General features: G+C 69.1%; 8 protein-coding genes. 5 read left to right on the plus strand and 3 right to left on the minus strand.

All coding sequences use genetic code 11. The features are described from left to right. Positions 1-28 precede the first annotated feature (28 nt). Positions 29-1081, minus strand: a complete 1053-nt coding sequence (locus NM203_RS14350; protein ID WP_255060654.1) for an ABC transporter ATP-binding protein — start codon at positions 1079-1081, stop codon at positions 29-31. 261 nt (positions 1082-1342) lie between these two features. On the opposite strand from NM203_RS14350, the gene NM203_RS14355 reads away from it, so the two are divergent. The 4 genes from NM203_RS14355 (at position 1343) to NM203_RS14370 (ending at position 13656) form a co-directional block, all read left to right on the plus strand. Next, positions 1343-2068, plus strand: a complete 726-nt coding sequence (locus NM203_RS14355; RefSeq protein WP_255060655.1) for a DUF1906 domain-containing protein — start codon at positions 1343-1345, stop codon at positions 2066-2068. A 516-nt stretch (positions 2069-2584) separates the two neighbouring features. After that, complete coding sequence (locus NM203_RS14360; RefSeq protein WP_255060656.1) at positions 2585-11851, plus strand: type I polyketide synthase; 9267 nt, start codon at positions 2585-2587, stop codon at positions 11849-11851. A gap of 29 nt (positions 11852-11880) precedes the next feature. Continuing rightward, the gene (gene acpS / locus NM203_RS14365) at positions 11881-12276 is read left to right on the plus strand and encodes a holo-ACP synthase AcpS (RefSeq protein WP_255060657.1); all 396 of its coding nucleotides are present in this window, start codon (positions 11881-11883) and stop codon (positions 12274-12276) included. 48 nt (positions 12277-12324) lie between these two features. Then, on the plus strand, positions 12325-13656 hold the full coding sequence (locus NM203_RS14370; RefSeq protein ID WP_255060660.1) for a dipeptidase: 1332 nt from the start codon (positions 12325-12327) through the stop codon (positions 13654-13656). Positions 13657-13847: 191 nt separating this feature from the next. Here the strand turns inward: NM203_RS14370 and bcp are convergent, their stop codons facing one another. Then, the gene (gene bcp / locus NM203_RS14375) at positions 13848-14321 is read right to left on the minus strand and encodes a thioredoxin-dependent thiol peroxidase (protein ID WP_255060661.1); all 474 of its coding nucleotides are present in this window, start codon (positions 14319-14321) and stop codon (positions 13848-13850) included. An 81-nt stretch (positions 14322-14402) separates the two neighbouring features. Here bcp and NM203_RS14380 point away from each other — a divergent pair, with 81 nt between their 5' ends. After that, complete coding sequence (locus NM203_RS14380; RefSeq protein WP_255060662.1) at positions 14403-14627, plus strand: DUF3618 domain-containing protein; 225 nt, start codon at positions 14403-14405, stop codon at positions 14625-14627. Positions 14628-14643: 16 nt separating this feature from the next. Here the strand turns inward: NM203_RS14380 and NM203_RS14385 are convergent, their stop codons facing one another. Further along, on the minus strand, positions 14644-14814 hold the full coding sequence (locus NM203_RS14385; protein WP_255060663.1) for a hypothetical protein: 171 nt from the start codon (positions 14812-14814) through the stop codon (positions 14644-14646). Positions 14815-15011 lie beyond the last annotated feature (197 nt).

Raw genomic sequence — 15011 nt, forward strand, 5'->3', positions numbered from 1 at the left:
GCTCCAATCTCGGTTGATCCGACCGGGTTCAGCTGGACAGGTCGTGGACGGCGGCGTCGGACCAGGTGAGCGTGACCGAGCTGCCGTGGTCCAGGTCGGGCGGCAGCGAGGCGCTGGCGTTGAGAACCGTTGCGGTGAGGGTGACGCCGGGGGCGGTCGCCGCGGCCACGCGTGTGGTCGGCCCGGCGTAGATCACCTCGCGGACCGTCGCCTGCACCGCGTGCGCGCCCGGTTCGGCGGGTGCGCCGGGTGCGAGGACGGTGATGCGCTCCGGCCGCACGGCGAGCGGGCCGGACCTGCCCACGAGCGATTCGGCGGCGTCGCCGTCCAGGACGTTGGACGTGCCCACGAAGTCGGCGACGAAGCGGTTGGCCGGCCGCTCGTACACGTCGCGGGCTCGCCCCACCTGCTCGATCCGACCGTCGTTGAACACGGCGAGCCGGTCGCACAGGGTAAGCGCTTCGTCCTGATCGTGGGTCACGATGACGAAGGTGATGCCCAATTCCCGTTGAATCGCCTTGAGCTCCAACTGCATTCGTTCGCGCAGCTTGAGATCGAGTGCGCCGAGCGGTTCGTCCAGCAGGAGGACACGCGGCCGGCCCACCAGGGCACGGGCCAGCGCGACCCGCTGGCGCTGGCCGCCCGACAGCTGTGCGGGCCGCCGGGACGCCTGGTCGGTGAGCGACACCATGTCGAGCGCGTCCGCGGTGCGACTGCGCCGCTCGGCCCTGCCGACGCCGCGCACGCGCAGGCCGTACTCGACGTTCTGTCCGACGGTCATGTGGGGGAAGAGGGCGTACTCCTGGAAGACCGTGTTCACGTCGCGCAGTCGCGCCGGCACGCCGGTGACGTCGACGCCACCGAGGCGGATGACACCGGAGGTGGGCTGTTCGAAGCCCGCGATCATCCGCAGCACCGTGGTCTTGCCGGAGCCGGACGGGCCGAGGATCGCGAACAGTTCACCGTCGTCCACCGTCAGATCCGCGTTGTCGACTGCGATGATGTCGCCGCCACGGTCGCCGAACACCTTGCGGACCCCGGCCAATTCGATGCGCGGGATGGCGGGGACGTCGGCGGGCATGGCGCTGATCCTAAGAATTCCTCAGCCAACGCGCAGCGTAGTCGCGCATTCCGCGCAACCTGTGAACTTCCTCGACGGGATCCGCACCCGGCGCTGTGCTGGGCTGGGCGCTCGCCCAGCAGTAGCGTGCTCCAACCCGACCTCGGCTAACTCGCACAGCTAGCAGGTCAGCTGTGAGTCGGGTGGTTTCTGAGAAAGCTGAGATACATGTGACCAGTGGCGTTCACGAGAATACTGAGGTGATTGTCATACCCTGGGGTCATGTCCGTATCCCGGCGCGACGTGCTGAAGTACGTGGCTGCGGCGCCGGCGGTGGCGGGTTTCGGCGGCGCACTGTCGGCGACGCTGACGCCGGCGACCGCGTCGGCCGCGCCTCTGGGGATCCTGCTCGATTACGCGGCCGGAGTGATCAAAGCCGCCGACATCAAGGCCGCGGGGGCGGCGGGTGCCATTCGCTACGTGTCGGACCGCAGGCCGGGCGGTGCGTGGATGCTGGGCAAGCCGATCCAGTTGCCCGAAGCCAGGGATCTCTATCGGAACGGCATGAAGATCGTGTCCTGTTACCAGTACGGGAAGCAGGACACCGCCGACTGGCTGGGAGGTCACAGCGCCGGGGTCGCGCACGCGAAGCGCGGGTGGGCCCTGCACGTCGCCGCCGGCGGGTCCTACGGTGCTCCCATCTACACCTCGATCGACGACGACCCGTCGCTGAAGCAGTACAGGGAGCAGGTGGCCCCGTATTTGCGGGGTTGGGAATCGGTGCTCGGGCACCAGAGGGTAGGTGTATACGCCAACTCGAAAACGATCGAGTGGGCTGCCCAGGACGGTCTCGGCGCGTACTTCTGGCAGCACAACTGGGGCTCGCCCAAGGGCTACACGCATCCCGCGGCGGCCCTGCATCAGGTGGAGATCGACAAGCGGTCCGTAGCCGGCATCGGCGTCGACATCAACCACGTTCTGAAGCCGCGGTTCGGCCAGTGGGACTAAACCTTACCGATCAGTAATAAAGCTCAGCAAACAATACGGCGCAAATGGTACGCGGCGGTAGACAGCCGGGCGCCGATTGTCGTCTTTTGCGGCGCGGGCGAGCGGCGTAACGACAGTCGAAAAATCAACATAACGATTTGGTAACAGTAATGCCTTGATCTGCACTGTTATCCCTACTCAAGCGTAACCACCCGCACGCAGGACGTTTGTCCCGCAAGCCGTCAGCACCTTCGGAATGCGACGTTATCCAAGTTGTGGTTACCCGAGCGTAGAACTCGCCAGTAACCATTCAAGACCCGAAAATGGTCCTAGCTCTTATGACAACCTTATTGAGGTTGGACCTGTCCGCCGGGCGCTCCCACGGGGGTGGTCGGGACCCGGTGGGTGACGGGAGCCAACACGGATTCGACGCCGAATCGCACGACCCCGCCCACGGAGCCGGGGTCGAGGCCCACACAGACGACACGCCGGAGTACGAGCGAGACGCGCCAGAGCGCACCGAGGAGATGGCAAGACGTGACGATCCACGAACATGACAGAGTGACGACCGGCCGACCGAACAAGGCCACGTCAGCCGGCGCCCACGCGCTCGTCGACCTTCTCAACGCGGGTGAGCCCTACGCCGTCGCGTTCGGCGGCCAGGGCGGCAACTGGCTGGAGAACCTCGAAGAGCTGATCAGCTCGGCGGGTATCGAATCCGACATCAGCGAGGTCGTCGGTGAGGCCGAGCTGCTGCTGGAGCCGGTGGCCCGCGAACTGGTCGTCGTCCGCCCGATCGGCTTCGAGCCGATGAAGTGGGTGCGCGCGCTGGCGTCCGACGAGCCACTGCCCACCACCAAGCAGCTGATCAGCACCGCCATCTCCGGCCCCGGCATCCTGCTCGCGCAGATCGCCGCCACCCGCGCCGTCGTCCGGCAGGGTCTCGACCTCTACGGCGCCGCTCCCGTCGCCATGGCCGGGCACTCGCAGGGCATCGTCGCGTGCGAGGCCGTCCGCGCCAAGGGCACCAGGGACGCCGAGCTGCTCGCCATCCTGCAGCTGATGGGAGCCGCGGGCTCGCTGATGTCGCGGCGGCGCGGCATGGTCGGACGCGGTGACAAGTCGCCCATGGTGTCGGTCACCAACGCCGACCCCGACCGGATCGTCGAACTGCTCGAGGACTTCTCGACCGACGTCCGCACGGTGCTGCCGCCGGTGCTGTCGATCCGCAACGGCAGGCGCTCGGTCGTCATCACCGGAACGCCCGAGCAGCTGGCCCGTTTCGAGCTGTACTGCAGCAAGATCACCGAGAAGGAGGAGGCCGAGCGCAAGAACAAGTCGCGCGGCGGCGCCGTCTTCTCGCCCGTGTTCAACGCCATCCAGGTCGAGGTCGGCTTCCACACCCCGCGCCTGGCCGACGCCGTCGACCTCATCGACACCTGGGCCGCACGGACACCCGGCATCGACGCCGACCTCACCCACCACTTCGCGAAGGCCGTGTTCGTCGACCCGGTGGACTGGGTCAGCGAGATCGAGCGCGTCGTCGACGCCGGCGCCAAGTGGATCGTCGACCTCGGCCCCAGCGACGTCGCCACCAGGGTGACCGCACCCGTGGTCCGCGGTCTCGGTGTCGGCCTGGTGCCCGCCGCGACGCGCGTCGGCCAGCGCAACCTGTTCACCGTCGGCGCCGCGCCCGAGGTGGCCCCCGCGTGGTCGAGCTACGCGCCGTCGACGGTCTCGCTGCCCGACGGCTCGGTCAAGCTATCGACCAAGTTCACCCGGCTCACCGGCCGGTCGCCGATCCTGCTCGCAGGCATGACGCCCACGACCGTCGACGCCAAGATCGTCGCGGCGGCCGCCAACGCCGGCCACTGGGCCGAGCTCGCAGGTGGTGGCCAGGTCACCGAGCCGATCTTCGACGCGCGCGTCGAAGAGCTCACCCAGCTGCTCGAGCCGGGCCGCGCCATCCAGTTCAACACGCTGTTCCTCGATCCGTACCTGTGGAAGCTGCAGGTGGGCGGAAAGCGCCTGGTGCAGAAGGCGCGTCAGTCGGGTGCACCGATCGACGGCGTCGTCGTCAGCGCCGGCATCCCGGAGCTCGAAGAGGCCGTCGACATCATCGAGGAGCTCAACGAGGTCGGCATCAGCCACGTGTGCTTCAAGCCGGGCACCGTCGACCAGATCAAGTCCGTCATCAAGATCGCCGCCGAGGTGCCCGACCGCGAGGTCATCGTTCACATCGAGGGCGGCCGCGCCGGTGGCCACCACTCCTGGGAGGACCTCGACGACCTCCTGGTCTCGACGTACGGCGAGCTGCGTAAGTGCCCCAACATCACCGTCTGCGTCGGTGGCGGTATCGGCACGCCCGAGCAGGCCGCCGAGTACCTCTCCGGCCGCTGGGCGCGCCGCTTCGGCTTCCCCGACATGCCGGTCGACGGCATCCTGGTCGGCACCGCGGCGATGGCCACGCTCGAGGCCACCACGTCGCCTCAGGTGAAGCAGCTGCTGGTCGACACGCACGGCACCGACGTGTGGGTGGGCGCAGGAAAGGCCCAGGGCGGCATGGCATCCGGGCGCAGTCAGCTCGGCGCCGACATTCACGAGATCGACAACACCGCCTCGCGCTGCGGTCGCCTGCTCGACGAGGTGGCCGGTGACGGCGACGCCGTGGCCGAGCGCCGCGACGAGATCATCGCCGCGATGGCGGACACCGCCAAGCCGTACTTCGGCGACGTGGCCGACATGACCTACCTGGAGTGGCTGCGGCGCTACGTCGAGCTCGCCATCGGCGACGGCTCCAGCACGGCCGACACCAAGAAGGCGGGCTCGCCGTGGCTGGACATCAGCTGGCGCGACCGCTTCGAGGAGATGCTGCAGCGCGCGGAGGCGCGGCTGCACCCGCAGGACTCGGGGCCGATCCCGTCGCTGTACACCGTTGACGCCAACGGCGAAGCGCTGCTTGAGGATCCGGAAGCCGCGATCACCGCGCTGCTGGGCCGCTACCCGGACGCCGAGACCGTCAAGCTGCACCCGGCCGACGTGCCGTTCTTCATCACGCTCTGCAAGACGCTCGGCAAGCCGGTCAACTTCGTGCCGGTCATCGACAAGGACGTGCGCCGTTGGTGGCGCAGCGACTCCCTGTGGCAGGCGCACGACGCTCGCTACGACGCCGATCAGGTGTGCATCATCCCCGGCACGGCGGCGGTCGCGGGCATCACCCGCGTCGACGAGCCGGTGGGTGAGCTGCTGGACCGTTTCGAGCAGGCCGCCATCGACGAGGTGGTCGCGACCGGCGCCGCGCCCGTGCAGGCCGTCTCGCGCAGGCAGGCGCGCGCCGACATCACCGGGCCGCTCGCCGTCGTGCTCGATTCGCCCGACGTGCTGTGGGCGGGTCGCACCTCGATCAACCCGGTGCACCGCATCGGCGAGCCGAGCGAGTGGCAAGTGCACGTGAACCGGGATTCGGAGGGCAGGAGCGAAGCGACCGGGGATGCCAGCACGGCGACACACCCTTCGACGGGTTCGCGGCTCGAGCTCGCGGACGGCGTGGTCACGCTGTCGGTGCCGCTGTCGGACATCTGGATCACCATCCGCTTCACGCTGCCCGACTGCACCGTCGACGGCGGTATGCCGCTCGTCACCGCCGACGACGCCGCGTCGGCCATGCGCGCCGTGCTGGCGATCGCCGCGAACGTCGAAGGGCCGGAGGCGCTTCCGCCCGTTGTCGACGGCTCGACCACGGTCACCGTCTCGTGGGATCCCGAGGAGGTCGCCGACCACACCGGTGTGACCGCCACGTTCGGTGCTCCGCTGGCGCCCGGTCTCACCCTGGTTCCCGACGCACTCGTCGGCCGGTGCTGGCCCGCGGTGTTCTCGGTCATCGGGTCGGCGGCCACCGACGCCGGCTTCCCGGTCATCGAGGGCCTGCTGAGCCTCGTCCACCTGGACCACGCCGCGCACCTGCTGGCGCCGATGCCCAAGGGCAAGGCCGAACTGACCGTCACCGCAACGGCTTCGACCGCGTTCGACACCGAGGTCGGTCGTGTCATCCCCGTGAGCGTCACGATCAGCGACGCGGACGGCACCGAACTCGCCACCCTCGAGGAGCGGTTCGCGATCCGCGGCCGCACCGGCGCCGTCGAGCTGACCGACCCGCTGAAGGCCGGCGGTGCCATCACCGACAACGCCACCGACACGCCGCGCCGTCGGCGCCGCGACGCCGTCGTCACCGCGCCCACCGACATGAGTGCGTTCGCCGTGGTGTCCGGCGACCACAACCCGATCCACACCGACCGGGCCGCTGCTCTGCTCGCCGGGCTGAAATCGCCCATCGTGCACGGCATGTGGCTGTCGGCCGCCGCGCAGCACGTCGTCACCGCCACCGACGGCCGGGCCACCCCGCCCGCCCGACTGGTCGGCTGGACGTCGCGCTTCCTCGGCATGGTGCTGCCGGGTGACGAGATCGAGTTCCGCGTCGACCGCGTCGGCATCGACCGCGGCGCCGAGATCATCGAGGTCACCGCGAAGGTCGACAACGACCTCGTCATGGCCGCCACCGCGCAGCTGGCGGCGCCGAAGACCGTCTACGCGTTCCCCGGTCAGGGCATTCAGTCCAAGGGCATGGGCATGGACGTCCGGGCTCGGTCCAAGGCGGCCCGCAAGGTCTGGGACACCGCCGACAGGTTCACTCGCGACACGCTTGGCTTCTCGGTGCTTCACGTCGTGCGCGACAACCCGACCAGCCTCATCGCCAGCGGCGTGCACTACCACCACCCCGAGGGCGTGCTGTACCTGACGCAGTTCACCCAGGTCGCGATGGCGACCGTGGCGGCCGCACAGGTCGCCGAGATGCGCGAGCAGGGCGCGTTCGTCGAGGGGGCGATCGCATGCGGTCACTCGGTCGGCGAGTACACCGCCCTGGCGTGCGTATCGGGCGTCTACGAGCTCGAGGCACTGCTCGAGGTCGTGTTCCACCGCGGCAGCAAGATGCACGACATCGTGCCCCGCGACGAGCACGGCAGGTCCAACTACCGGCTGGCGGCGATCCGCCCGTCGCAGATCGATCTCGACGACGACGACGTCACCGACTTCGTCGCCGAGATCAGTGCGCGCACCGGAGAGTTCCTCCAGATCGTGAACTTCAACCTGCGTGGCTCGCAGTACGCCATCGCCGGCACGGTGCGCGGCCTCGAAGCGCTGGAGGAGGAGATCGAGCGGCGTCGCGAAATCAGCGGCGGCAAGCGGTCGTTCATCCTCGTGCCCGGTATCGACGTGCCGTTCCACTCGGAGGTGCTGCGGGTCGGTGTGGCCGACTTCCGTCGCTCGCTCGAGCGCGTCATGCCCCAGGACGCCGATCCGGACCTGTTGATCGGCAAGTACATCCCGAACCTGGTGCCGCGACCGTTCACGCTCGATCGCGACTTCGTCCAGGAGATCCGCGACCTGGTGCCCGCCGAGCCTCTCGACGAGATCCTCGCCGACTACGACACCTGGCGTAACGAGCGGCCGCGCGAGCTGATGCGCAAGATCGTCATCGAGCTTCTGGCGTGGCAGTTCGCCAGCCCGGTGCGCTGGATCGAGACCCAGGACCTGCTCTTCATCGAGGAGGCCGCGGGCGGACTCGGCATCGAGCGGTTCGTCGAGATCGGCGTGAAGAACGCGCCGACGGTCGCCGGCCTGGCCACCAACACGCTGAAGCTGCCGGAGTACTCGCACAACACCACCGAGGTGCTCAACTCCGAGCGCGATGCCGCGGTGCTGTTCGCCACGGACACCGATCCGGAGCCCGAGGACGAGCCGGCCGAGCCGACGCCTGCGGCCGCCCCCGCGGCGGAGGCGGCACCCGCCGCGGCCGCTCCGGCGGCGGCGCCCCCCGCGGCGCCGTCCGGCGGGCCGCGTCCCGACGACATCACCTTCGACGCCTCGGACGCGACGATGGTTCTCATCGCGCTGTCGGCGAAGATGCGGATCGAGCAGATCGAGGCGCTCGACTCCATCGAGTCGATCACCGACGGCGCGTCGTCCCGTCGTAACCAGCTGCTCGTCGACCTCGGTTCCGAACTGAACCTCGGCGCCATCGACGGTGCCGCCGAGGCGGACCTGGCCGGCCTCAAGGGGCAGGTGACCAAGCTGGCCCGCACCTACAAGCCGTTCGGCCCGGTGCTGTCCGACGCGATCAACGACCAGCTGCGCACGGTCCTCGGGCCGTCCGGCAAGCGGCCCGCCGCCATCGCCGAGCGCGTCACCAAGACGTGGGAGCTGGGCCAGGGCTGGGTCAAGCACGTCACCGCCGAGCTGGCGCTGGGCACCCGCGAGGGGAGCAGCGTCCGCGGCGGCGACCTCGGCGGACTGCACCCCGGTGCGCTGCCCGACGCGGGCACGTTCGACAAAGTCGTCGATAGCGCCGTCGCCGCTGTCGGCGCGCGCAGGGGCATCCCGGTGTCGCTGCCGTCGTCGGGTGCGGCAGCGGGCGGCGTCGTCGACTCCGCCGCGCTGACCGAGTTCGCGGAGAAGGTCACCGGCCGCGACGGCGTGCTCGCCAACGCCGCCCGGATGATCCTCGGCCAGCTCGGCGTGGACAACCCGGTCAACGTCGGTGAGAGCGTCAGCGACGCCGACCTGATCGACCTGGTCACCACCGAACTCGGATCGGACTGGCCGCGTCTCGTCGCACCGGCGTTCGACGGCCGCAAGGCCGTGCTGTTCGACGACCGGTGGGCCAGTGCCCGCGAGGACCTCGCGCGGCTGTGGTTGCTGGACGAGGGCGACATCGACACCGATTGGGCGCAGCTGTCAGAGCGCTTCGAAGGTGCGGGCCATGTCGTTGCGACACAAGCGAACTGGTGGCAGGGCAAGGCCCTGGCCGCAGGCCGCAACGTGCACGCCACGCTGTACGGCCGCGCCGCTGCCGGTGCCGAGAACCCCGCAACGGGCCAGTACTGCAACGAGATCGCCGTCGTGACGGGTGCCTCGAAGGGCTCGATCGCCGCGTCGGTGGCCGCTCAGCTGCTGCACGGCGGCGCAACGGTCATCGCCACCACGTCCAAGCTCGACGACGACCGGCTGACGTTCTACAAGGAGCTCTACCGCGACAACGCCCGGTTCGGCGGCACCCTCTGGGTGGTCCCCGCCAACATGGCGTCGTACTCGGATATCGACGCACTCGTTGAGTGGGTCGGCAACGAGCAGTCCGAGAATCTCGGGCCGAAGGCACTGCACCTCAAGGACGCACTGACCCCGACGCTGCTGTTCCCGTTCGCCGCGCCGCGCGTGGCCGGCGACCTGTCCGAGGCGGGCTCGCGTTCCGAGATGGAGATGAAGGTCCTGCTGTGGGCCGTGCAGCGGCTCATCGGCGGGCTGTCGCACATCGGGTCGGAGCGTGACATCGCGTCGCGTCTGCACGTCGTGCTGCCGGGTTCACCGAACCGCGGCATGTTCGGCGGCGACGGCGCCTACGGCGAGGCCAAGTCCGCGCTCGATGCCGTCGTGACCCGCTGGAAGGCGGAGACGTCGTGGTCGCAGCGGGTGTCGATGGCGCACGCGCTGATCGGCTGGACCAAGGGCACCGGGCTGATGGGTCACAACGACGCCATCGTCGGAGCGGTCGAGGAGGCGGGTGTCACCACCTACACGACCGAGGAGATGGCGTCGATGCTGTTGGCGCTGTGCGACATCGAGTCGAAGGTCGCCGCGGCGCGTGAGCCGCTGCACGTCGACCTGACCGGCGGTCTGGGCGAGATCGACATCGACATGGCCGAGTTGGCCGCGAAGGCGCGCGAGGAGATGGTCACCGAGAGCGCTGCGGATGACGAGGAGGAGCTGGGCACCGTGCGCGCCCTGCCCTCGCCGCCGCGCGGTTACGCGGCTGCGCCGCCGCCGCAGTGGGCGGATCTGGACGTCGCCCCCGAGGACCTCGTCGTCATCGTCGGCGGCGCGGAACTCGGACCGTACGGCTCGTCGCGCACGCGCTTCGAGGTCGAGGTCGACGGCGAACTGTCGGCGGCGGGCGTGCTGGAGCTCGCCTGGACCACCGGCCTGGTCAAGTGGGAGGACGATCCCAAGCCGGGTTGGTACGACACCGCGTCGGGCGATCTGGTCGACGAGGGTGAGCTGGTGGAGCGCTACCACGACGCCGTCATCGAACGGGTCGGCATCCGCGAGTTCGTCGACGACGGGGCGATCCCCGCGGATCACTCTGCACCGCTGCTGGTCTCGGTCTTCCTCGACAAGGACTTCTCCTTCGTGGTGTCGTCCGAGGAGGAGGCCCGCAGCTTCGCGCAGTCCGATCCCGAGCACACGCTGATCGCGCCGGTGCCCGACAGCGGCGACTGGCAGGTGACCCGCAAGGCGGGCACCGAGATTCGGGTGCCACGCAAGGTCAAGATGTCGCGGACCGTCGGCGCGCAGATCCCCACCGGGTTCGACCCGATGGTGTACGGCGTCAGCCAGGACATGGCGAGCTCGATCGACCGGGTGGCGCTGTGGAACCTCGTCACCACCGTCGACGCGTTCCTCTCGGCGGGCTTCACGCCGTCCGAGCTGATGCGGTGGGTGCACCCCAGCCTGGTGGCCAGCACGCAGGGCACTGGCATGGGCGGCCTGACGTCGATGCAGACGATGTACCACGGCAACCTGCTCGGGGTGAACAAGCCGAACGACATCCTGCAGGAGGTGCTCCCGAACGTCTTCGCGGGTCACGTCGTGCAGAGCTACATCGGCAGCTACGGCGCGATGATCCACCCGGTGGGCGCATGTGCCACCGCGGCGGTCTCGGTCGAGGAGGGTGTCGACAAGATCCGGCTCGGCAAGGCCGAGTTCGTGGTCGCCGGCGGATACGACGACCTGACGTTGGAGGCCGTCACCGGCTTCGGCGACATGTCGGCCACCGCCGACACCGAGGTGATGCGCGCCAAGGGCATCAGCGACGGGAAGTTCTCCCGCGCCAACGACCGGCGCCGGCTGGGCTTCGTCGAGGGTCAGGGCGGTGGCACCATCCTGCTGGCCCGCGGTGATCTGGCACTGGCCATGGGACTGCCGGTCCAGGCCGTCGTCGGTTACGTCTCCTCGTTCGGCGACGGTGTGCACACGTCGATCCCGGCACCGGGACTCGGCGCGCTGGGTGCCGGTCGCGGTGGCAGGGACTCGAAGCTGGCCAAGGCGCTCGCACAGCTGGGCGTCACCGCCGACGACATCGCCGTGATCTCCAAGCACGACACGTCGACGCTGGCCAACGACCCCAACGAGACCGAGCTGCACGAGCGGCTGGCGGCCTCGCTGGGTCGCTCGCCCGGCAACCCGCTGTTCATCGTCAGCCAGAAGAGCCTGACGGGCCACAGCAAGGGCGGTGCGGCGGCGTTCCAGATGATGGGGCTGTGCCAGATCCTGCGCGACGGGGTCATCCCGCCGAACCGGAGCCTGGACTGCGTCGACGAGGAACTGGCGCACGCGTCGCACTTCGTGTGGGTGCGCGAGACCCTGCACATGCGCGAGCGCTTCCCGCTCAAGGCGGGGCTGATCACCAGCCTCGGTTTCGGGCACGTGTCCGGTCTGGTGGCACTGGTCCATCCGCAGGCGTTCCTCGCGGCGCTCAGCCCCGAGCAGCGTGCGGATTACCAGCGCCGGTCGGGCGAGCGCGTGCTCGAAGGTCAGCGCAGGCTGGCGTCGGCGATCGCCGGTGGACCCGCGCTGTACGAGAAGCCGGCGGATCGTCGCTTCAACCACGACGCACCCGAGAGCGAGAAGCGCCAGGAGGCCAGCATGCTCCTGAACGCCGATTCGCGACTGGGCGAGGACGGTTGGTACTAACACATGATCAGCTGCGGTAGCTTCTCCGCGTGAGCATCGTCGGGGTCGGCATCGACCTGGTATCCATTCCGGACTTCGCGGAGCAGGTCGATCAGCCGGGCACGGTGTTCGCCGAGACCTTCACACCGGGCGAGCGCCGCGACGCCGCGGACAAGAGTTCCTCGGCGGCGCGGCATCTCGCGGCGCGCTGGGCGGCCAAGGAGGCCGTGATCAAGGCGTGGTCGGGGTCGCGGTTCTCCAAGCGGCCGGTGCTGCCCGAGGGGATCCACCGCGACATCGAGATCGTCACCGACATGTGGGGACGTCCCAAGGTCCGGCTCAGCGGGGCGATCGCCGAGCACCTCAAGGACGTCGCGATTCACCTGTCGCTTACCCACGAGGGTGACACCGCGGCCGCCGTCGCGGTGCTGGAGGCAGGCGAGTAACCGTTTCGGTGCCGCAGGGGACCGTCGGCGACCCACTAGCCTGGCCTCATGAGCGAGTTGGTTCAGAAGGTCCGCGACGTGCTTCCGTCGGTGCGGGCCGACCTCGAGGATCTGGTCCGCATCGAGTCGGTGTGGGCCGATCCGGCCCGCCGCGGTGAGGTTCAGCGCAGTGCCGAGGCCGTCTCGAAGTTGTTCTCGGAGGCGGGTTTCGGCGACGTGCGCATCGTCAGCGAGGGAGGGGCGCCCGCGGTCATCGCCCGCCACCCCGCACCGCCGGGAGCTCCGACCGTGCTGCTGTACGCCCACCACGACGTGCAACCCGAAGGTGATCGCGGGCAGTGGGAGTCGGCGCCGTTCGAGCCGACCGAACGCGACGGCAGGCTGTACGGTCGCGGCACCGCCGACGACAAGGCCGGTATCGCAACGCATCTGGCCGCGATCCGCGCGTTCGCCGGTCGCCCGCCGGTCGGCGTGACGGTGTTCGTGGAGGGCGAGGAGGAATCGGGCTCGCCGTCTCTGGGCGCGCTTCTCGCCGCGCACAAGGAGCTGCTGGCTGCCGACGTGATCGTCATCGCGGATTCGGACAACTGGAGCACCGAGCAGCCCTCGCTGACGGTATCGCTGCGCGGGCTCGCCGACTGCGTCGTCGAGGTGGCCACGCTCGACCACGGCCTGCACTCGGGCATGTGGGGCGGGGTCGTGCCGGATGCGCTGAGCGCGCTGGTGCGACTCCTGGCCAGCCTGCACGACGACGAGGGCAACGTCGCGGTGGCCGGTCTGCACGAAGCCACCGCGGCCGACGTCGAGTTCCCCGCCGAGCGGGTGCGCGCCGACACCGGTGTGCTCGACGGCGTTACCGAGATCGGGTCCGGCTCGACTGCGCAACGGTTGTGGGCCAAGCCGGCGATCACGGTCATCGGCATAGACACCACGCCCATCGCCTCGGCGTCGAACACGTTGATCCCGCGGGCGCGGGCGAAGGTCAGCATGCGGGTGGCTCCCGGCGGTGACGCCGCCGCCCACTTGGCCGCGCTGACAAGCCATCTGGAGGCGCACGCGCCGTGGGGTGCGCAGGTGACGGTCACGCCGGGCGATCTGGGGGAGCCGTACGCCATCGACGCCACCGGCCCGGTGTACGACGCGGCCCGCGCGGCGTTTCGCGAGGCCTGGGCGGCCGAGCCGGTGGACACCGGCGTCGGCGGCTCGATCCCGTTCATCGCGGAGTTCGCCGCCGCGTTCCCCGACGCGAAGATCCTGGTGACCGGCGTCGAGGACCCCAACACACAGGCGCACAGCATCAACGAAAGCCTGCATCTGGGCGTGCTCGAACGCGCGGCGACGGCGGAGACACTGCTGCTGGAGGCGCTGGGACGGAGTTGAAACTGCCGCGGCCGATGCTTCGCCGTCGGCGAACTCCATGCCTCCCCAATTGGGCATCCGCAACGGCCACCGTCCACAGGGCGTGACGTGGACTAGGTAGTTCAGCCTCGACCGCGGCAGCTGGCAACTCGAATACCCAGAACGGTCAATTGGGCAAACGAGTGTCGACCGGCGACTACGTCACACCCGCCTCAGTGGCTGAGGTCGCGCCGCAGCTTCGCGACGTGGCCGGTCGCCTTCACGTTGTACTGGGCGACCTCGACCCTCCCCTTCTCGTCGACGACGAAGGTGGAGCGGATGACGCCCTGCACGGTCTTGCCGTACATGCTCTTCTCGCCGAACGCGCCCCAGGCCGCCAGCACCGACTTGTCGGGGTCCGAGAGCAGCGGGAACGTCAGGCCCTCGTTGTCACGGAACTTCGCGAGCTTCTCCGGCTTGTCGGGGGAGATGCCGACGACGTCGAGTCCGGCGTCGTTCAGCGACGCCAGGCTGTCGCGGAAGTCGCAGGCCTGTTTGGTGCAGCCCGGCGTCGACGCCGCCGGATAGAAGTAGACGATGACCTTCCGACCCTTGAAGTCGGACAGTTTGACGGTGTTGCCGTCGGCGTCCGGAAGGCTGAAGGCGGGTGCTTTGTCACCCACTTCGAGACGCGGGGTCGGAGCCATGCGGTGTCCCTTCTGTCGGCCTCTGCACTCGGCTGTTCTAGGGTAGTGCGGCAAGGACGGCAAGCGAGGTGGAGGGCTGACGTGGCGGATCGGGATCCCGACGACATCAAGCGTGAGATCGACGAGGCGCGCAACCAGCTCGCCTCCACCGTCGACGCGCTCGCCGTGCGGGCTAATCCGCGCAGGCTCGCCGACGACGCCAAGGCCGGTCTGGTGCAGTTCGTCAAGAAGCCCGTGGTGGCCGTGTCCATCGCCGGCGTCGGAGCCCTGGTCCTGGTGGTGTTCATTCGCCGCCGGCGGGGCTGACGGGTAGCTCAGTCGATCAGCGCCAGCGGCCGAAACGGAAGAGGTCGCTGAGCGAGCGTCGCGGCGGATTCGCGGTGCGACCCAGCCTGCTGCAGTTGTAGACGATGACCGGGCACTGCGCAGCAACGTCGACGTCAACCTCGATGGGTGACTCGTCCGCGTCGCGCGATGCACTGGCTATCGGCATCAGCTAAGACCTCGTTTCCTCTCTGAAATCCACGGCGTGGTCCGTCGGTCGAACCCGCAGCTAACACGATCGTAGCACTGGTACCCCTGGCCCTGCTGCGCGAAACCCCATCCTTGGCTAGGTACCGTCACGATGGATCGATTCGAGTAGTCGCTGGTCGGCGGTTGGATATCTACACTTACGGTGATTAGTGCACA

It is taken from the genome of Mycolicibacterium arenosum, assembly GCF_024320865.1.
GTDB classification, from domain to species: Bacteria; Actinomycetota; Actinomycetes; order Mycobacteriales; family Mycobacteriaceae; genus Mycobacterium; species Mycobacterium arenosum.

Bases quoted from the DNA above. Each gene is read 5' to 3' on its own strand.
- NM203_RS14350 (WP_255060654.1), bottom strand. From the start codon at position 1,081: ATGCCCGCCGACGTCCCCGCCATCCCGCGCATCGAATTGGCCGGGGTC.
- NM203_RS14385 (WP_255060663.1), bottom strand. From the start codon at position 14,814: ATGCCGATAGCCAGTGCATCGCGCGACGCGGACGAGTCACCCATCGAG.
- NM203_RS14370 (WP_255060660.1), top strand. From the start codon at position 12,325: ATGAGCGAGTTGGTTCAGAAGGTCCGCGACGTGCTTCCGTCGGTGCGG.
- NM203_RS14355 (WP_255060655.1), top strand. From the start codon at position 1,343: ATGTCCGTATCCCGGCGCGACGTGCTGAAGTACGTGGCTGCGGCGCCG.
- bcp (WP_255060661.1), bottom strand. From the start codon at position 14,321: ATGGCTCCGACCCCGCGTCTCGAAGTGGGTGACAAAGCACCCGCCTTC.